20 protein-coding genes and 1 riboswitch are annotated in these 18,510 nt (G+C 70.5%); of the genes, 3 read left to right on the plus strand and 17 right to left on the minus strand.

Annotated features, from left to right (window positions below):
* Positions 1-6: 6 nt before the first annotated feature.
* Positions 7-1,299: a class I SAM-dependent methyltransferase gene (locus NX794_RS02950; protein WP_258776498.1), complete on the minus strand. Its 1,293-nt coding sequence runs from the start codon at positions 1,297-1,299 to the stop codon at positions 7-9.
* A gap of 204 nt (positions 1,300-1,503) precedes the next feature.
* A complete protein-coding gene (locus NX794_RS02955) occupies positions 1,504-2,886 on the minus strand; it encodes an NAD(P)/FAD-dependent oxidoreductase (RefSeq protein WP_258776500.1) in 1,383 nt (460 codons plus the stop codon).
* 491 nt (positions 2,887-3,377) lie between these two features.
* On the opposite strand from NX794_RS02955, the gene NX794_RS02960 reads away from it, so the two are divergent.
* Complete coding sequence (locus NX794_RS02960) at positions 3,378-3,650, plus strand: type II toxin-antitoxin system Phd/YefM family antitoxin (RefSeq protein WP_258776501.1); 273 nt, start codon at positions 3,378-3,380, stop codon at positions 3,648-3,650.
* On the plus strand, positions 3,647-3,916 hold the full coding sequence (locus NX794_RS02965) for a type II toxin-antitoxin system RelE family toxin (protein WP_258776503.1): 270 nt from the start codon (positions 3,647-3,649) through the stop codon (positions 3,914-3,916). The genes NX794_RS02960 and NX794_RS02965 overlap by 4 nt, the downstream gene beginning before the upstream one ends.
* 4 nt (positions 3,917-3,920) lie before the next feature.
* Here NX794_RS02965 and NX794_RS02970 read toward each other — a convergent pair whose 3' ends face one another.
* The 12 genes from NX794_RS02970 to NX794_RS03025 all read right to left on the minus strand — a co-directional run bounded on the left by NX794_RS02970 (position 3,921) and on the right by NX794_RS03025 (position 15,378).
* Positions 3,921-4,862, minus strand: coding sequence for a Ppx/GppA phosphatase family protein (locus NX794_RS02970; protein WP_258776504.1), 942 nt, complete (start codon positions 4,860-4,862; stop codon positions 3,921-3,923).
* Positions 4,859-5,389, minus strand: coding sequence for a DUF501 domain-containing protein (locus tag NX794_RS02975; RefSeq protein WP_258776505.1), 531 nt, complete (start codon positions 5,387-5,389; stop codon positions 4,859-4,861). Before NX794_RS02975 ends, NX794_RS02970 begins: the two co-directional genes overlap by 4 nt.
* A 47-nt stretch (positions 5,390-5,436) precedes the next feature.
* Positions 5,437-5,913 (minus strand): FtsB family cell division protein, encoded by a 477-nt coding sequence (locus NX794_RS02980; RefSeq protein WP_258776506.1) that lies wholly within the window; start codon positions 5,911-5,913, stop codon positions 5,437-5,439.
* A 122-nt stretch (positions 5,914-6,035) separates the two neighbouring features.
* Positions 6,036-7,316 (minus strand): phosphopyruvate hydratase, encoded by a 1,281-nt coding sequence (gene eno / locus NX794_RS02985; protein ID WP_258776507.1) that lies wholly within the window; start codon positions 7,314-7,316, stop codon positions 6,036-6,038.
* 343 nt (positions 7,317-7,659) lie between these two features.
* Positions 7,660-8,379, minus strand: a complete 720-nt coding sequence (locus NX794_RS02990) for a LysM peptidoglycan-binding domain-containing protein (protein WP_258776508.1) — start codon at positions 8,377-8,379, stop codon at positions 7,660-7,662.
* A 4-nt stretch (positions 8,380-8,383) separates the two neighbouring features.
* Positions 8,384-8,557, minus strand: a riboswitch (cyclic di-AMP (ydaO/yuaA leader).
* Positions 8,558-8,739: 182 nt separating this feature from the next.
* Entirely contained in the window at positions 8,740-9,801 is a 1,062-nt protein-coding gene (locus NX794_RS02995) for a LysM peptidoglycan-binding domain-containing protein (protein WP_258776509.1), read from the minus strand.
* A gap of 157 nt (positions 9,802-9,958) precedes the next feature.
* Positions 9,959-11,329, minus strand: a complete 1,371-nt coding sequence (locus NX794_RS03000; RefSeq protein WP_258776510.1) for a cytochrome P450 family protein — start codon at positions 11,327-11,329, stop codon at positions 9,959-9,961.
* A gap of 154 nt (positions 11,330-11,483) precedes the next feature.
* On the minus strand, positions 11,484-12,506 hold the full coding sequence (locus NX794_RS03005) for a nucleoside triphosphate pyrophosphohydrolase (RefSeq protein WP_258776511.1): 1,023 nt from the start codon (positions 12,504-12,506) through the stop codon (positions 11,484-11,486).
* 107 nt (positions 12,507-12,613) lie between these two features.
* Positions 12,614-13,267, minus strand: a complete 654-nt coding sequence (locus tag NX794_RS03010; RefSeq protein WP_258776512.1) for a SurA N-terminal domain-containing protein — start codon at positions 13,265-13,267, stop codon at positions 12,614-12,616.
* 219 nt (positions 13,268-13,486) lie between these two features.
* Positions 13,487-14,110, minus strand: a complete 624-nt coding sequence (locus tag NX794_RS03015; protein WP_258776513.1) for a hypothetical protein — start codon at positions 14,108-14,110, stop codon at positions 13,487-13,489.
* Between the two features lie 57 nt (positions 14,111-14,167).
* Positions 14,168-14,494 (minus strand): hypothetical protein, encoded by a 327-nt coding sequence (locus NX794_RS03020; protein WP_258776515.1) that lies wholly within the window; start codon positions 14,492-14,494, stop codon positions 14,168-14,170.
* A 53-nt stretch (positions 14,495-14,547) separates the two neighbouring features.
* On the minus strand, positions 14,548-15,378 hold the full coding sequence (locus NX794_RS03025; protein ID WP_258776518.1) for a glycoside hydrolase domain-containing protein: 831 nt from the start codon (positions 15,376-15,378) through the stop codon (positions 14,548-14,550).
* A 396-nt stretch (positions 15,379-15,774) separates the two neighbouring features.
* Here NX794_RS03025 and NX794_RS03030 point away from each other — a divergent pair, with 396 nt between their 5' ends.
* The gene (locus NX794_RS03030; RefSeq protein WP_258776519.1) at positions 15,775-16,143 is read left to right on the plus strand and encodes a hypothetical protein; all 369 of its coding nucleotides are present in this window, start codon (positions 15,775-15,777) and stop codon (positions 16,141-16,143) included.
* A 91-nt stretch (positions 16,144-16,234) separates the two neighbouring features.
* Here NX794_RS03030 and NX794_RS03035 read toward each other — a convergent pair whose 3' ends face one another.
* The 3 genes from NX794_RS03035 to NX794_RS03045 all read right to left on the minus strand — a co-directional run bounded on the left by NX794_RS03035 (position 16,235) and on the right by NX794_RS03045 (position 18,480).
* Positions 16,235-17,329, minus strand: coding sequence for a hypothetical protein (locus tag NX794_RS03035; protein ID WP_258776520.1), 1,095 nt, complete (start codon positions 17,327-17,329; stop codon positions 16,235-16,237).
* A 416-nt stretch (positions 17,330-17,745) separates the two neighbouring features.
* Complete coding sequence (locus tag NX794_RS03040) at positions 17,746-18,183, minus strand: SUKH-3 domain-containing protein (protein ID WP_258776521.1); 438 nt, start codon at positions 18,181-18,183, stop codon at positions 17,746-17,748.
* 132 nt (positions 18,184-18,315) lie between these two features.
* Positions 18,316-18,480, minus strand: a complete 165-nt coding sequence (locus NX794_RS03045; RefSeq protein WP_258776522.1) for a hypothetical protein — start codon at positions 18,478-18,480, stop codon at positions 18,316-18,318.
* Positions 18,481-18,510 lie beyond the last annotated feature (30 nt).

The following is an 18,510-nucleotide window of genomic DNA, read 5'->3' on the forward strand; positions in this document are numbered from 1 at the left end:
CCTCGCTCAGCCGTGCCAGGTACGGGGGCGCGGCGGAAGGCCGGAGGCGCCGGACTCGGGGGTGCGGACGGCGAGGACCTGGTTGACGCCGATGCGATTGCGTTCGAAGGCGAGCGCGGAGGCGGCCATGTACAGCCGCCAGACCCGGGCCCGGCCGAAGCCGGCGAGCCGGACCGCGCGGTCCCAGTCCGCCTCCAGGTTGACGACCCAGCGGCGCAGGGTGCGGGCGTAGTGCTCGCGCAGGGCCTCCACGTCCCGGACCTCGAAGCCGGCCCGCTCCAGCTGGGTGACGGTGGTGCCGAGGGGGGCGAGTTCGCCGTCCGGGAAGACGTAGGAGTCGATGAACCGGTCCACCTCGTACGCCGTCTCGTCCCGCTCGGGGCGCCGGGCGATCTGGTGGTTGAGGAGCCGGCCGCCGGGCTTCAGCAGGGCGTACAGCCGGCTCGCGTACTCCAGGTAGCGGGCGGCGCCGACGTGTTCGGCCATGCCGATCGAGGAGACGGCGTCGAAGGGGCCGTCCACCACGTCCCGGTAGTCCTGGACGCGGATCTCCACCCGGTCGGTCAGGCCCTCGTCGGCGACGCGCTTACGGGCGTGGGCGGCCTGTTCCTGGGAGAGGGTGACCCCGACGACGCGCACGCCGTGCTCGCGGGCCGCGTGGATGGCCATGGAACCCCAGCCGCAGCCGACGTCCAGCAGCCGCTGACCCTCCTTCAGGCCCAGCTTGGCGCAGACGAGTCCGAGCTTGTCGCGCTGGGCGGACTCCAGGGTGCCGCCGTCCTCCCAGTAGGCGCAGGAGTACACCATGGAGGGGCCGAGGACGATCTCGTAGAAGTCGTTGCCGACGTCGTAGTGGTGGCTGACGGCGCGTCTGTCGGTGCGCCGGGTGTGCAGGCGCCGGCGGGGTCTGCGGATCTCCTCGCGCGGCGGTGCGGGCGGCAGCGGCGGTCCGGCCAGCTTCAGCAGGTCGCGGGCGGCGGCCCGGACGGCGGGATCGCGCACCGCCTGGGCCAGGGTGCGGGCGTCGTCCCCGCGCTCCCACACCAGGCCGGCCACCGCCTCCAGCGCGGTGTACAGGTCGCCGTCGATGTCCAGGTCACCGGAGACCCAGGCGCGGGCCAGGCCGAGTTCGCCCGGCTTGAACAGCAGGCGGCGCAGGGCGCGGCGGTTGTGGAACACGAGTGCCGGGGCGTCCGGCGGTCCGGCCTCGGACCCGTCCCACGCCCGCACCCGCACGGGCAGCGGCGTTCCCAGCACCTGCTCGGCAAGACTCCTCAGCCGCGACGCGGCGTCGGCCATGACGCACACCTCCAAGACGAGATCCCGGATGTCCGATGACCACGTAAACACCGTGCGGCTCCCGGCACAGTCCCGCAACGGGGTCACGACTGGGCAAAAAGCTGTATCCCACACGTACTTTGGCGGTGCGCCGGCACGCCGAAGGGGCCGCCCGCACCACGGATGGCGGACGGCCCCTTCGGGCGGTACTCGGGTGACCTGGGGTCAGGAGGCCTTGGCCTTCTCCTCGGTCTTGCTCGCGGCGGCGACCGGCGCGGGCTTGGCGGCCTCGAAGAACTCCTCGCGGGGGTTCTCCATGGCGCCGAGGGAGACGACCTCGCGCTTGAGGAACACGGCGAGCGTCCAGTCGGCGAAGACGCGGATCTTGCGGTTCCAGGTCGGCATGGCCAGACCGTGGTAGCCGCGGTGCATGTACCAGGCGAGGCGGCCCTTGAGCTTGATCTTCATCTTGCCCATGACGATCATCGCCACGCCCTTGTGCAGGCCGAGGCCGGCGACCGCGCCCTTGTTGGCGTGCTCGTAGTCCTTCTGCGGGAAGCCCCGCATACCGGAGATGACGTTGTCGCCGAGGATCCGGGCCTGGCGCAGCGCGTGCTGGGCGTTCGGCGGGCACCAGGCGTTCTCGTTGCCCGCCTTGCGGCCGACGAGGTCCGGGACCTGGGCGTTGTCACCGGCGGCCCAGATGTAGTCCGTGCCCTTGACCTGGAGCGTCGGCTCGCAGTCGACGTGGCCGCGCGGGCCGAGGGGCAGGCCGAAGCGGGCGAGGGCCGGGTTCGGCTTGACGCCGGCCGTCCAGACGATCGTGTTGGAGTCGACCTCAAGGCCGTTCTTCAGCACGACGTGGCCGCCGACGCAGGAGTCCATCGAGGTGGAGAGGTAGATCTCCACGCCGCGGCTCTCCAAGTGCTCCTTGCCGTACTGGCCGAGCTTGGGGCCGACCTCGGGGAGGATCTTGTCGGCGGCGTCGACGAGGACGAACCGCATGTCCTCGCGGGACACGTTCTTGTAGTACTTGGCCGCGTCCCGGGCCATGTCCTCGACCTCGCCGATGGTCTCCGCGCCCGCGAAGCCACCGCCGATGAAGACGAAGGTGAGCGCCTTGCGGCGGATCTCCTCGTCGGTCGTGGAGTCGGCCTTGTCCAGCTGCTCCAGGACGTGGTTGCGCAGGCCGATGGACTCCTCGATGCCCTTCATGCCGATGCCCTGCTCGGCGAGGCCGGGGATCGGGAAGGTGCGGGAGACCGCGCCCATCGCGATGACCAGGTAGTCGAACGGCAGCTCGTACGCCTCGCCCACCAGCGGGGCGATCGTGGCGACCTTGCGGTCCTGGTCGATGGTGGTGACCCGGCCGGTGAGGACCTCCGCCTTCGGGAGCACGCGTCGCAGCGGGACGACGACGTGCCGAGGGGAGATGCTGCCGGCGGCGGCTTCGGGGAGGAAGGGCTGGTAGGTCATGTACGACCGGGGGTCGACGACCGTGACGGTCGCCTCGCCGTAGCGCATCTTCTTGAGGATGCGCCGAGCTGCGTACAGGCCTACGTACCCACCGCCTACTACGAGGATCCTGGGACGCTCCGTGGTGCTCATGCCATCGAGTATCCACCTGCCTCAGGGGGGCTGCTCGTGCGCCCCTTCACAAGGTCCGAGGGGCCCTGTGCTAAACTCCGCGGCCCGCGTGACGCAGATCATGGCCGGTCATCGGAACCATGGGGTGGTTCGACCCGTTGTCAAGGGCGTGTGAGCTGCTCGTCTCCTCGAACGCACCCTCCGTCGCGACACCCGGACACCGACGCGGGGCCCTCTCTCGGGCCCGCTTCACACCCCCCATCTGAACATGTTCAAACGGTTCCGGCACCCCCGGAAGGGCCAACCGGCCCTGTTTACGGCTCCCACGGGACGGAATTCCTTGTGAAGAACTTCACGAACTTTCCCGAGGGGCCGTCACCGAGGGCCCCGGAAGGGCCCCTCGCCCCCGCTCAGACGTTATCCGACCTGCTCAGCGGAGGCTACCTGCGGGTAACAAAAAGCGTCACACACCAGGGCGGGCCCGTGTACACGATCATGCGTACACCGGTCACATGACGGAGAACACCGTGACCGTACGGGAAGCACGCGCGCACCTCGCCGACCACATCAACCGAGCCGAGGAAGGCGTGCCGACCGTGATCACTCGTAACGGTTCTCCGGTGGCAGCCGTAGTCCCGATCGCGGACTTCGAGGCACTGGAGGAAGCGGCCGACGTCATGCTGGCGCGCGAAGCCGAAGCCGTGCTGGCCGAGGGCGGCCCCACGGTGACGATGGCGGAGCTGCTGGCGGACCTGTTCACCGAGCGGAACGGCGATGCGGCGTGAAGTACGCCTTCCGGTTCACCACAGCGGCGCAGCGTCAGCTCCGGGCCGTCAGCCGACCCGACGCCATGCGCGTCCTGACCGCGCTGACCGGCCTCGGTGACGACCCGTACCGCGAGGGCGCCGATGACAAGAAGCTCGCCGGCCCGTCCGGGCTCTACCGGCTCAGGGTCGGGAACTACCGGATCGCCTACCAGATCAACGAGGGTGAACTGGTCATCCTCGTCGTCAAGGCAGGCGACCGGCGGGACGTGTACCGCAACCTGTAGCCGGTCAGGCCACCGACCACGCGATGCCGTCGAGGATGTCGTGTTCGCTCACCACGACCTCCCGGGCGCCGGTGCGCTCCATGATGGCGAGGAGGACGAGGGCGCCCGCGCCGATCACGTCGACCCGGCCCGGGTGCAGGGACGGGATCGCGGCGCGCTCGGGGTGGGTGGAGCGCAGCAGCCGCTCGGTGATCTCGCGGACGCGGGCCGCGGAGACGCGGGAGTGGTGGATGCGCGTCGAGTCGTACTCCGGCAGGTCCTGGGCGATGGCCGAGATCGTGGTCACCGAGCCGGCCAGGCCGACCAGGGTGCGCGCCTCGCGCAGCGGGACCGTCCGCTCGGCCAGGTCGAGGGCGGCCTCGATGTCGGCGCGCAGGGCGGCGATCTGCTCCGCGGTGGGCGGGTCGCTCACCTCGCCGTCGTGCGCCAGGTGCCGTTCGGTCATCCGTACGCAGCCGACGTCCACCGAGCGCGCCGCGCGGACGTGGTCGTCGCCCACGACGAACTCGGTGGAGCCGCCGCCGATGTCCACGACCAGGTAGGGCCGGGCGAGGCCGGAGCGGCCGGTCAGCTCCTTGGTGGCGCCGGTGAAGGAGAACTCCGCCTCCTGGTCGCCGGTGATGACCTCCGGCTCCACGCCGAGGATGTCCACGACGCCCCGCACGAAGTCGTCGCGGTTCTCGGCGTCGCGGGAGGCGGAGGTGGCGACGAAGCGGAGCTTCTCGGCGCCGTGCCGCTCGATGGCGTCCGCGTACTCGCGGCACGCGGCGAAGGTGCGCTCCAGCGCCTCGGGGGCGAGCCGGCCGGTGCGGTCGACGCCCTGGCCGAGCCGCACGATCGTCATCCGCCGGTCCAGGTCGGTCAGTTCACCGGTCGCCGGATCGGCGTCCGCGACCAGCAGCCGGATGGAGTTGGTACCGCAGTCGACGGCGGCGACCCGGGTCACTGCTCGTCCTCCCCGGGGAGGATCACGCAGGCGCCCTTGCGCCACCACTCCGGCAGCATCGCGAGGGCCTCGTCGCCGAGCGGGTTCACGCCCGGTCCGGCGGCCAGCGAGTGGGCCACCAGGACGTGCAGGCACTTCACCCGGTCCGGCATGCCGCCCGCGCTCGGGAAGTCCTTCAGCTCCTCGATCTCGTCCCGGCGCCGGAGGTAGTCCTCGTGCGCGGCCCGGTACGCGGCGGCCAGCTCCGGGTCCCGCCCCAGCCGCTCGGTCATCTCCTTCATCACCCCGCCCGCCTCCAGCGTGCCGATGGCGGAGGACGCCTTCGGGCACGTCAGGTAGTACAGCGTCGGGAAGGGGGTGCCGTCGGGCAGCCGGGGCGCCGTCTCCACGACGTCCGGCTGGCCGCAGGGGCAGCGGTGCGCGATGGCCCGAAGGCCCCGCGGCGGGCGGCCGAGCTGCTGCTTGAAGGCCTCGACGTCCGCGTCGGTGGGCTCGGTGCGGACGGTGGGCGGCGGAGGGGTTTCCATGACTGCTTTCAGCGTGGCTTTCTGTCGTGTCGCCGGCGCGGGGCCGGTCACTGGTCGGAGGCGTCGGACTTGTCGACGCCGTCCCAGACGTTCGCGTACCAGGGCCGGTGGGCGGCCCGGAGGTCGGCGCGGGACTGCTTGGCGGCGCCGGGGTCGACGACCACGTACCCGGTCTCGCCCGGCAGCACGTAGTGCAGCCGGCGCCGGATCTGCTGCTCGGCGTAGGAGTCGTCCTGCCAGCGCGCCTTGAGGTCGCGCAGCTGCTCCACCCGCTGCCGGGCCTGCTGCTGCTCCCGCTGGAGGTCGGCGATCTGGGCGCGCTGGGAGACGTACTGGCGCATCGGATACGCGAGCGCGACGACCATCGAGCACAGCACCAGCGCGAGCAGCGCCGCGCGCCCGGTGAGCCGGGAGCGGCGGGCCTGCCGTTTGGTCTGGGACCGGTAGACCCGGGCCGCCGTCTGCTCGCCGAGCAGCCTGAGCCTGGTCGCGGTGGAGAACCGGTCCCGGTCCTTCACGGCCATCTCCGCCTCCCCATCACACGTGCGTACGTCCCCGCACACGGTACGGGACCGGGTACGGGGACGTACGTACGACTGGCTACGGCATGCCCCGATAACTATGGCTGGGGCATGCTCCTCGTCGGCTAGCCCTTGAAGCGCGGGAAGGCCGAACGGCCCGCGTAGACCGCCGCGTCGTCGAGGATCTCCTCGATGCGCAGCAGCTGGTTGTACTTGGCGACGCGCTCGGAGCGGGCCGGGGCGCCGGTCTTGATCTGGCCGCAGTTGGTGGCGACGGCCAGGTCGGCGATGGTGACGTCCTCGGTCTCGCCGGAGCGGTGGGACATCATGCACTTGAAGCCGTTGCGCTGGGCCAGCTCGACGGCGTCCAGGGTCTCGGTCAGCGAACCGATCTGGTTCACCTTGACCAGCAGGGCGTTGGCGCTGCCCTCCTCGATGCCGCGGGCGAGGCGCTCGGGGTTGGTGACGAACAGGTCGTCGCCGACGATCTGCACCCTGTCGCCGAGGCGGTCGGTGAGGACCTTCCAGCCGTCCCAGTCGTCCTCGAACAGCGGGTCCTCGATGGAGACCAGCGGGTAGGCCGCGACCAGCTCCTCGTAGTACTCCGTCATTTCGGCGGCGGAGCGCTCCTTGCCCTCGAAGAGGTACGTGCCGTCCTTGTAGAACTCGGAGGCGGCGACGTCGAGCGCGAGGGCGATCTGCTGGCCGGGGGCGTAGCCGGCTTCCTTGATCGCTTCCAGGATCAGGTCCAGGGCCTCGCGGTTGGAGCCGAGGTTCGGGGCGAAGCCGCCCTCGTCGCCGAGGCCGGTGGCCAGGCCCTTGCTCTTCAGGACCTTCTTCAGCGTGTGGTAGACCTCGGCACCCCAGCGCAGCGCCTCGGAGAAGGACTCCGCGCCGATCGGAGCGATCATGAACTCCTGGATGTCCACGTTGGAGTCCGCGTGCGAGCCGCCGTTGAGGATGTTCATCATCGGCACCGGCAGCAGGTGCGCGTTGGGGCCGCCCAGGTAGCGGAAGAGGGGGAGGTCGCTGGCCTCGGAGGCGGCGTGCGCGACGGCCAGGGAGACGCCGAGGATGGCGTTGGCGCCGAGCGAGCCCTTGTTGTCGGTGGCGTCCAGGTCGAACATGGCCTGGTCGATCAGGCGCTGCTCGGTGGCGTCGTAGCCGACCAGCTCCGGGCCGATCTGCTCGATGACGGCGAGGACGGCCTTCTCGACGCCCTTGCCCTGGTAGCGGTTGGGGTCACCGTCGCGCAGCTCGATGGCCTCGAAGGCACCGGTGGAGGCGCCGGACGGGACGGCGGCACGACCCGTGCTGCCGTCGTCGAGGCCGACCTCGACCTCGACCGTGGGGTTGCCTCGGGAGTCCAGGATTTCCCGGGCTACGACGACGTCGATGGACGGCACGAGCATCTCCTTCTTGGATGTGACGCTGGAAGTGCGGGGCTGTGTGCCTTACGGCTGTGCCTTGCGACTAGAGCCTAACCGTCCCCGGGGCGCCGGCCACCGACCGACCGTCCCGTGGACGGGAGGGGACATGCAGACGGTACCCATTGTTCACCGCCGGAACAAAGGGGGTCCGGACACTGGCTCCTGAAAAACGGTCGCGGGGCGTGAAAAACCCCGCCCCGGCGCGTACGGGGGAACACGCGCCGGGGCGGGGAGCCCGTGGGGACGGGGGCGGCCCTCACGAGGCCTTGGGGGTGGACTCCGGGGGGTGAGGGCGCGGGGGCCGGGTGGCGGCCGCGGACTACTTCAGGTGCAGCTGCTGGCCCGGGTAGATGAGGTCGGCGTCCTCGACGATGTCCTTGTTCAGGTCGAACAGCTTCGCCCAACCGCCCTGGACGTGGTGCTTCTGGGCGATGGTGCTGAGGGTGTCGCCGGCGGCCACCTTGTACTCGCCGTCGCCCTTCTTGACCTTCTTGCCGGTCGGGGTGGTGACGGTCTTGCTCGTGGACGCGGCCGGGCGCTCGGCGGAGCGGGAGGCGGCTTGGTCGTCACCGGAGCGGGTGGTCGTGCTCGGCGCGGTGCTCTTCGAGGCGGTGCTGTCCGAGGAGGTGCTGCCGGACGAGGTGCTCGGCGCGGAGCTGTCGTTAGGGGTGCTCGACAGGCCCGTGCCGCAGACCGGCCAGGCGCCCTTGCCCTGCGCGGCGAGGACCTTCTCGGCGACGGCGATCTGCTGCGCCTTGGAGGCCTTGTCGGCGGTGGAGGCATAGGCGGTGCCGCCGTACGCGGCCCAGGTGGAGGCGGAGAACTGCACGCCGCCGTAGTAGCCGTTGCCGGTGTTGATGGACCAGTTGCCGCCGGACTCGCACTGGGCGACGGCGTCCCACTGGGAGGTGGTGGCGGCGGAGGCGTTGCCGGCCGCCATCAGCGGGGCGGCGACGGCGGCGCCGGTGACACCGGCCAGCGCGACGGCGCGGACGGCCTTGGACGGACGACGGTGCTTGCCCTTGCCGGAAAACAGCATGGATCGATCCCCTCACCGACGCCTGCGAGGTGAGCTGTCGGGTTCGGGCCGGTTGAGTTGCCCGGCCGCACTCCCGCTTGCGCGAGGTGCGGCTCCACCCCAAGCCGCCGCCGGCTCGACTGCCCGGCTACGGCACTTACCTTGGGTCCCCCGCTCCTGCCTTCGGCGCTTGACGCGACGACTGTTCCCGGGCGGCCGCTGGCAGGATTCGGCGTTGCGGCTGCCGGGGCTCGTGGTGACGAGCGATCACGACGGTAGACACGCGATCGACGGAATTTCAAAGACGATCAGGGCTTCTGAGACTCATCCCACACTTTCACCAAACCGGACATCAGTGATCAAGTGGGGCGTCAACTCGGCCTATTCCGCGCCCGTTTCGCCACTGACTTTCAGGGTCTGACCGGCACTGATGTGATTCGGGTCGGACCCGATCGCCTTCTTGTTGTCGGCGTACAGCGCACGCCACCCGCCGTCGACGTCAAGGGAGTCGGCGATGGAGCAGAGCGTGTCGCCCGCGTGGACGGTGTAACCCTCCGACGCAGGGGAGGCGTGACGCCCGGAAGAGTTCTCCTTCTGACCGTTTGTCACGCTTTCGTCGGCACTCCCGCCCCGGTGACGGCCACCGCTGCTGAGGTCGCCGGTGTCGACCAGGCTCCAGGAACCGACGCTCTGGGTGGGATTGTCCGACTCGTCGAGCCCTGGCGTGGTGGTGGGCGTGCTGTCGCTCCCTTCCGTGTCACCTGTGTCCGGGGTGGTGGACTTGTCGGACTCGGGGGTTTCGGCACCCTTGGAGCCGGAGTGCTTCTCGTCCTGCTTGCCGTGCCCGGACCCGGACGTCTCGGTGGAGCCGGCGGGCTTGTCCGTCTCGGAGTCCGAGCCGGACCCCTTGCCGGAAGCGGACCCGGAGTCGGAGGGGGTCGAAGATTCCGGCGTACCGGACGAGTCGGATGAGTCGGGTGAACCGGCCGAGTCGGTTGAACCGGATGAGTCGGTCGAACCGTCGGTGTCGCCGGAGCCGACGCCCGTGTCCACGTCCACGGAACCGGAGTTGGAGCTGAGGCCGGACAGCACGGCACACGTGGCCCAGGGGGTGGTGCCCTGGTCGGCGAGCATCTTCTCGGCGACGGCTATCTGCTGCGAACGGCTGGCCTGGTCGGCGCTGGCGGCGTACTGGTCACCGCCGTACTTGTTCCAGTCCTCCTGCGAGATCTGGAGGCCGCCGTAGTAGCCGTTGCCGCTGTTGGCGCTCCACGACCCACCGCTCTCGCACTCGGCGACCTTGTCCCAGGTCGTGCCGTCGGCGGCGTTGGCGCTCGCCGCGCCGAGCAGCGGGATGGCGATGGCGGAGCCGGTCACTCCGGCCGCGACGAGGAGTGCCGGAGCCTGACGGGGGCGACGGTGACGACCGTTCCCGGAGAGCATGCGGGAGCCTTTCGTGCGACAGCGGGGACCGGCGCGGCGCATGGTGCCCGCCGCGCGTTGATGGGTGAACGTATCGGCATACGATCACTTGTCACAAGTTCATGCCGCAGAGATCACGTGAAGATCACAGAGTTGAACGCCGGTCCTATTGACCGTTCTACGGCTGTTCCCCACCCCTTGCCCCGCCTTCTGTCCCGCGCTCTGCCGTACCCCCTGCACCGCCCCCGGCCGGCTCCGCGGTGAACGTCACGGGCAGCGTCCGCAGCCCGCGCATGATCAGCCCGCCGCGCCAGCGAAGTTCCTCCGGATCCACGCCGAGCCGCAGGTCGGGCAGGCGGCCCAGGAGGGTGGCGAGCGCGGTCTGGCCCTCCAGCCGGGCGAGCGGGGCGCCCAGGCAGTAGTGGATGCCGTGGCCGTAACCGAGGTGCTGGTTGTCCCGGCGGGCGAGGTCCAGCGCATCGGGGTCGGCGAACCGCTCCGGGTCCCGGTTGGCCGCGGCGAGCACGACCAGCACCGGGTCGCCGGCGGCGATGGCCTGCCCGCCGATGGTGAGCGGCTCGGTGGCGAACCGCCAGGTCGCCAGCTCCACCGGCCCGTCGAAGCGGAGCAGTTCCTCCACGCCGGTCGCCAGCAGGTCCCGCTCCCCGCGGGCCAGGGACTCCTGGAGCCGGCCGCGCTGCTCGGGGTGGGTGAGCAGCGCGTAGGTGCCGTTGCCGATGAGGTTGACCGTCGTCTCGAAGCCGGCGAACAGCAGGATGAAGGCCATCGCCGCCGCCTCGTTCTCGGTGAGGTGCTCACCGTGGTCCGAGGCGCGGATGAGCGCGGAGATCAGGTCCTCGCCGGGCACGGGCTCGGCGGGCAGCGCCGCGCGCTTGCGGTGGATCAGCTCGGCGAGATAGCCGCGCATCTTCTTCACCGACCGGGCGACCCCGCCCCGGGGCCCGCCCCCGTGCCGGATCATCATGCCCGCCCAGTCCCGGAAGTCGTCCTGGTCCTCGCGCGGGACGCCGAGCAGGTCGCAGATGGCGTAGATGGGCAGCGGGAAGGCGAACTCGTGGATGAGGTCGGCCGAGCCCCGCTCCGCGAAACCGTCGATGAGGTGATCGGTCAGTTCCTGCACCCGGGGCGCGAACTCGGCGACCCGGCGGGGCGTGAACGCCTTGCTGACCAGGCGGCGCAGCCGGGTGTGGTCCGGCGGGTCGATGTTCAGCAGATGCGTCATCAGCTCCGCCTTGCGCTCCCCCGGGATACCGGTCTTGCCCTTGGCGTGCGCCGGCTCGTCGTGATGCGCCGGGTTCTTGCTCAGCCGCTGGTCGGCCAGCGCCTGCCTGGCATCGCCGTACCGCGTGACCAGCCAGGCCTCCACCCCGCTGGGCAACCTCGTCCGGTGCACGGGCGCGTGCTCGCGCAGCCAGGCGTAGGCGGGGTACGGGTCGGCCGCGAACTCCCAGGTGAAGAGGTCGGGTGCGGGGGTGGTGGCGGGGGGCTGCGGGTGCTGCGGCTGCGGGGTGTGGGGCTGGTCGGTCACCTCACGACGGTATCCGGGTGGGGGCTCGGCGGTATCCGGGTGGGGGCTCGGGGGGAGCGGGCGCCCGGGTCGGACGCGGTGTGCCTCCTTGTCACTCCTCTCCTGGTGATCGCTCCTCTCCTGATGGTCCTGATGGCCGCGCCTTCCCTGGTGGTCACTCCTCCCCTCGTGCCGGGCCCGTGCCCTCCGTGGCCTTTATCGCGTCCCGGTAGGCCCGGGCCGCCGCCCGCAGGGCCGCTTCCGGGTCCACGCCGGCCGCCTCGGCGCGGACGGCCAGGGCGAGGAGTTCGTAGCCGATGCCGTCGCCCTGGGGCAGGGGCACGGCCAGGCCGGCCGTGCGGGCGCGGGAGGCGAGCTTGGCGGCGAGGGCGAGACCGGGCTGGCCGACGGGGATGCCCTCGGTGACCGAGGTGCGCCGCTTCTCCTCCGCCTTGGTGCGCAGCCAGTGCGCCTTGACGTCTTCCGGGGTCTCGGCCGTCTCGTCGCCGAACACGTGCGGATGACGGTGGATGAGCTTGGCGACGATGCCGGCGGCCACGTCGTCCACGGAGAACGGTGTGTCCGGGTGCTCCTCGGCGATCCGGGAGTGGAAGACGACCTGGAGGAGGACGTCGCCCAGCTCCTCGCGCAGTTCCTCGCGGTCGCCGGCCTCGATCGCCTCGACCAGTTCGTACGCCTCCTCGATGCCGTACTTGGCCAGGCCCTCGTGGGTCTGCCGGGAGGACCACGGGCACTCGGCGCGGATGCGGTCCATCACCTGGACGAGGTCAAGGAGGCGGGCGCCCGGCAGGTCGTAGGAAGCGGGCAGCAGCTCCAGCTCGGGCATGGCGACCCGGCCGGAGCCGGCCAGCCGGGCCAGGCCGTCGGTGAGCGCGGGCTCGCCGTCGCCCGTCGCCACCACGACCACCGTGCGCCCGCCGGCGCAGGCGTCCACCAGCTCCCGCGCCGTGGGTGCCGTGTGCTCCACCGCTATCCCGGCCTCCCGCAGATACGGCAGCTGCGGATGCGCTCCGTCCGCGCACAGCACGGTGTCGGCCGACCGCAGGGCCTGCCAGGCGGGCCAGGACAGCAGGCCGGGGGCGACGCGGTGGCTAGTGGTGAGCAGGACGACGCGGCCGGCGGCGGACTCGTGACCCGCGGGGCCGGGGGCGGTGGATTCGGGGCTGGATGCGTTCACGCTCCGAACGTAGCCCACGGCGACGACGAGCGGATTTGGTTATCCACAGGGGCGCTGGATCGTGTGATCGTATGCCCCGCCCGTCCGGTGACTCGCCCGTCCGGTGGCTAGGTGGTGATCGGCTGCCCCGCCGTCGCCGTCGTGACCTCCCGCACCCATGGCGTCTTTGCATCCACCCGGCTGCTCTTCTGCACGTCCCAGGAGCCGTAGCGCGGGTTGAGGTCGACGTGGAGTTCGGCGGACGCCTTCGACAGGGCCTTCCAGAAGGGCGGCTGGCTGGTGTCGGTGCCGAGCTTGGCCGCGAGCTTCTGCGCCTCCAGTTGCAGCCGCAGGTTCTCGTCGAGGCGGGCGGGCGCGATCCCGTACTTCTGGAGCCAGGCCGTCTCCAGGCCCTTGGTGCCGCCGGCCTGCTTCTCCAGGTCGGTGCGCATGCCCTGGATCTCCTTGCGGGTCACCGTGATGCCCTCCTCCCGCGCGGCCCGGTGCAGCACCCGGTCCAGGACCATGTTGTGCAGGGTGTCGCGGGTGAGGCCGCCGGTGGAGGCGACCACCTGCTGGTACTGGGTCTCGTCCGACACCGCGGCCCGCTGGGCCTCGCGGACCTCGCCGACCCGGCTCTCCAGCTGGGAGACGGTGATCCGCTGCCCTCCGACGACGGCCGCCGCGCCCGGGTGCGCGTCGTTTCCGCAGGCGGTGAGTGCGGGTGCCGCGGCGGCGATCGCGGCGGTGAGGACGAGCGCGGTGCGACGGCGGCGGTGCAAGGAGACCTCCAAGGGGAGCTTGTGCGGCGGTGCACAAAGTCTTGCGGTGATCGATGGTAGGCAGCGGCCGGGCTCCGGCCAACCCATTCGACCAACGATTCCCGGGTGATTCGGGTACTGCTCCTCGGGACGGCCCCTGGGCGCAGCCCTTCGCCTCCGTCGGCGCCGGCCGTTCGGACCCGGCCCGTCCCCGTCCGGCCCGAACCGGGGTCCGACCCGTCAGACCCGGCCGTTCACCGCCCGCTCGACGGCCGCGGCCACGTCGTGCCGCAACCCGTCACCGGTCCCGACCGTGGTGACGTTCGCGCCCGCGTGAGCGCCCCCGACCAGCACGAATCCGACCTTGCCGTACCCGGACGCGCTCTGGGCCGCCGCCGTGACCTCGGGCTTGCCGACGGCCAGGACGACATCGCAGGAGCGCTGGAGCATCCCGTTGAGGAACGGACGCGCGTTGCCGGTGCTCTGCTCGCCGGTCACCTGGGCGTAGCTGACGCGGGCGTGGGTCGTGAGGGAGGCGTCCTGCATGCCTCGCCAGACGTCGGCGGCGGCGCCCGTGGTGATGCCGTTCTCACCGGTGAGCAGACAGGCGTCGGTCTCGGTGTAGTGCCGGGCGCGGGTGTCGGGGACCGGCGGACGGTCGTCGTGCCGGGAGAGCAGGACCCCGGTCACCACCAGCGCGCCGACGACGGCCACCGCGCCCGCCGTGAGGGCGATGGCGCGCCCGCTCAGGGCGCGCAGCCACGCGACGGCGGCCCGTCCCACGACGGCGAGCCGCCCACCCGCCGACGGCGCCGCCGCCTTCGCCGGACGCCCCTGCGTCACCTGTCTGACCTGCTTGGCCACGTCCTACCCGCTTCCTTGCCTTGCGCCGTCACCGGTTCTCGCCGTCCGTCCCCCGGCTCAGGGGCGGCCGGACCGCCGTGGCCACGCCGTCCACGCGTGCACCGAGGCGCCCGCGGTGGACAGCAGGATCAGCAGCAGGTCGGCCGCGAACAACGCACCGTGGGTGTCCTCCGGGGTCAGCGCCAGATCGGTGCACCAGGCAGTGAGGACCGCGCTGAACGCCAGGAAGGGCCACCAGCCGGCGCCGCCGCGTCCGCGCAACGCCATCACCAGGGACGGCACGGGACACAGCAGACCGAGACTGACGACGGGGAGCGCCGTGAGCACGGCCCGCACGAGGTACGGCCGCGGTCCGGCGGCCCTCGCGATGCTACCGATCCTCATCCCGCCGTCCTTCCCCTGCTGCCGTGGGTGCCGTGATGGTCGCCGTGCGCGGGTCAGCCGGTGATGGCGACCGGTGCGTCCCAGGTGTCGCGGTCGACGGTGAGCGTGACACCGCCGCGCGTCTCCTTGCTGTTGACCTTGTACTGGTGGGCCCGGCTGTGGTCGGTGAACTGGCTCGCGCCCCAGGGCCAGTCGGAGGTGGTGGTGTCCTTGCCGTCCCACAGGGCGTACCAGAGGTTGCCCGGCAGGTCGGTCTTGTCGCCGGCGGTGGCGATCGCCTTGGCGCTGGAGCTGGTGAAGCCGTAGAAACCGGCCCGGTAGGTCTTGGCGCGCAGCTGCTTGCCGAAGGAGCGCACGTACGTCAGCACGGCGTCGTCGCACGACTTGTTCGTCGTGTCGTACGGCTCCATGTCGAGGTAGATCGCGCTGCCGGCCTTCATGCCGAGCGCGGACGCCTTGGCCACCGCGTCGTTGGCGTCGCTGGTGCCGAGGGAGGCGGCGGTGGAGGGGCTGAGCTTCTCCGGGTTGGAGCCGGTCTGGCAGGACGGCTGGGCGCCGACGTAGATCGGGACGAGCTTCCAGCCGAGGGAGCTGACCGACTTCACCCAGGAGGCGGTGAGGTTCGGCTGGGCGCAGCCGCGGTTCTTGCCGCCGACGTAGACGGCCGCGGCGCCGTAGTACTTGTCGGTGTGCCAGGCCTTCATCGCGGTGAGCGACGGCGCGGTGCAGGTGTCGAAGGCGCGGCCGGTGAACGTCTTCTGCGCCGGCCAGGTGGTGGCGGCCATCGACGTCTGCGCCGCGATCCCGGCGCCCGCGAGGACGGCGGCCCCGACGGCTCCCCACGTGATGTACCTGCGCTTCTTGGACTGCCGGTGCTCGGCCATCCCCACCCCTGAAGTTTCTCTGCGTGCGCGCGCGTGTGTGCGCGTGCACATGGATGCGTATAGAGCGGCGTACGACGGCGATCGGCGCGTGGCGTACGTCCGCTGGAAAGTGCTGGGCCCCTGGTACGGCGCGTGCGAGTCCGTCTCGGTCCGTCTCGACGGCACTCTTCCCGGCGCCTGGAGCGGATCGCAAACTAACCGACGGCGTTCCTGTGAACGGGAAACGGAGTCCCTGGATCAGCACATGATCACACCAACTCCTGGCAAAGATCGCCCGCTTGTCCGTTTCCGCCTGATGCGCGGAGGGCCGGTACCGGGGTGGCCTTCCCTACGGGACGCCATGGTGCCGCCCCCGTGACCTAGTCTTTGCCCCCTGTGCTGCCTTGGGGGGTAGAGATGGAAAAGCGTCTGGAGGCCGGCTGGTTCCAGCGGATCGCCTGGTCGGTCCTGGCGTGGGGGTCGCTGGGTCTGCTGGTCTGGGTCCCGTTCCTGTACGTGGCGATACGCCGCCGGCGGGGGTCGGACTGGGGGGCGTTCGCGGCGTTCGCCCTCTACGAGTGCGTGACGTTCCCGTGGGCGGTCTGGAAGACCGACCAGAGCGATCCGGTGCTCGGCGGCGTCTTCCTGCTGTGCCTGCTGATAGCGACGGCGATGCTGCTGTTCGCCATGTTCGACCGGCGGCCGACCACACAGGCGCCTCCACTGGCATACGGCGCCCCGACACCGGCCCAGGGCCATCCGTACGGCGCCCCTTACGGGCGCTAGACGACCACACCAGCGCCGACCGGACGTCTGTGCTTGTGGCAGCTGAGCACCACGAGGGCGCCGTAGGCGGACAGGCGGCCCGCCGCATGGTTCACGCGCCCGGACGGCCGGCCCTCTCCCATTCCACGAACGTGTTGGTGCGGGCGTGGACGAACTGCTTGGCGGGGTCCGTGAAGTAGATCCACGGGATACTGCCGATGTGGCCGCCGAGCGCGTGGAACTGCTCGACACCCTCCGCGTAGCGCTCCGTGCGGAACAGGGAGTAGGCCAGCAGATGGCGTACGAAGGACACTCGGTGGTGGTCGCGCGGCATGTGGGCGGCCGCCTCCAGCGTGGCGTCGATGGCCGGGTTCACGAACGGTTGCCGGTAGACCGTCACGTCGTTGTCCTGGAACTGTTGCTCGAAGATCGCGTACAGCCGCAGCACGGGCAGCGGGCTTCCGGGCGGGGCCGTGGCCGCGGCCTGCTCCGCGAAGGCGTACATCAACTCGTGGGAACCCTGCCACTTGGCGCACCAGTACTGCAGGGCGCGCGCGTGGGCGCCGAAATGGTACGGGTCGCGCGCCACGATCTCGGCCCACAGCGCCCGGAAGTCGTCGTACGACCAGCCGAGGCCCTGGGCGACCGCAAGCTGTACGACCCAGGGGCTGGGGTCCTCAGGGGCCATCCGCGCGGCCTCCTGGGAGACGGGCAGCGTCTCGGTCAGCAACCGGCGGTACCCCTCGAACTGCTCGGCCGTGGTGTACCGCGCCCGCAACGCGCCCCGCGCCTTGGCCGCCAGCATGACGAGCGCGTCGGCGTGGACCAGGGTGGCGGCCGGATCGTGCGGGTACTCGGTGCGCCACGCCTTGACCCAGGCGTCGTCCTCGACGGCCGCGTCGGCGAGGATGCCGAGCCGATACCACCTCAGGTCCCAGTCCCTGCCCGCTCCCGCGAGGTACGCGGCCGCCCGGCGCCAGTCACCGGCCAGGGCCCCGGAGGCGACGGCGTCGGCCTCCGGATCGGGCCCCGCCGAGCGCGCGTCGAGCTGGTCGCCCGGGACGAGCCCGTAGGCGGCGGCGTCGATGACGATCGGCTTCTTCGCCACCGCGGCGCGCTTGGCCCGTGCCTTGCGGGCGTTGACGGGAATGGAGACTGCGGCATAGCCGAGCAGGCCGGTGCCGGCTATGGCGACGAGAGGGTTCATCGGTGGCTTCCTAGGACGGTTGGGGAAAAGCTGGCGTAGTAGCTGCCACCACTGTCTGTGATCATCAGGGCCCCTGAATGTTGACCGATATGGACGAATAGTCCGGCAGATGCAAACTGGAGCTCCCAGACGTGATCCGGGTTCATACCTCCGAAGATCCTTCGTCGAGCACGGTTCGGTTTCCGGCGCACTCGCCTGGGGAGATCAACTCGACATCCTTCAGATCGCCGCTCTCGGCACCGACATCGTGCCGACCGCTCAGGCGGCCACCACCCATGTGGCCGACGTCCGCCTACGCCCTTGAACAGCCCCTGTTCTGCCGACCCCGGCAGGGCCGCGACGGCCACCGTCCTGCCCCTTGAAACGGGTCCGCCGTCAACCGGCGGAGACCTCGTGCGGGGCTGGCGCTACGCCCCTCAGAAGAAGGTCTTGTCCCAAGTTCCAGAAATCAGAGCCCGCATGGATTGCACAAACCCATTCCCGACGTATTGCATTCCAGCATCTCCGGCGATAAATACATCTCCGTCACTTGCGATCAGGACCACTTCTTCGGTGGCGAACGCAGAGCCAATGGGCACCAGAGGGCGCCCCACCTTGCGGGAGAATACACGAACATTGCCAGGGTAAAACGAAAGGGCCTCTTCTGCGTCGATCCGCACGCTCACCTCCATTTCGCGATACCTCCACGAAATGGAGAGCTCTCGATACTCTTCGAGAAACTTGCGCAGTTCCACCCCTACGTCGTATCCAGCCTCTTCATAGAGCCTGGATACGTGATCGACAGAAGCCGACCCCAGATCCAGCAGAGAGGCGTCGGGGAAAGTATCACGCAGCCTCTGCTGCCGAGAAGGCACACACGCTCCCTACTGCACGGAATGGCACCCCGTCCGCTCCATTCTGCTCCTGCTCCTGCTCCTGCTCCTGCTCCTGCACCTTCAGTGATTTTTCAAGAGCAGAGAAGTACCGAGGCCCTCCCGACTGCGTTCCTACTCAGGGATCCATTCGATCTCCCACTCGGAAGACTCCACGAAAGACGTGAGCTCCGCACTGTCCGCCACCCAGTAGTCACCCCCGTCCGTCGGTGCGGACAGGTCGTCGACCAGGTAGATGTAGTACCCGCCGGTGACCTCGGAGTCGTCGTGGAGTTTCACGAAGTACCCCTCGTAGAACCCCGACAGAAT

The organism is Streptomyces pyxinicus, assembly GCF_024753135.1.
GTDB classification, from domain to species: domain Bacteria; phylum Actinomycetota; class Actinomycetes; order Streptomycetales; family Streptomycetaceae; genus Streptomyces; species Streptomyces pyxinicus.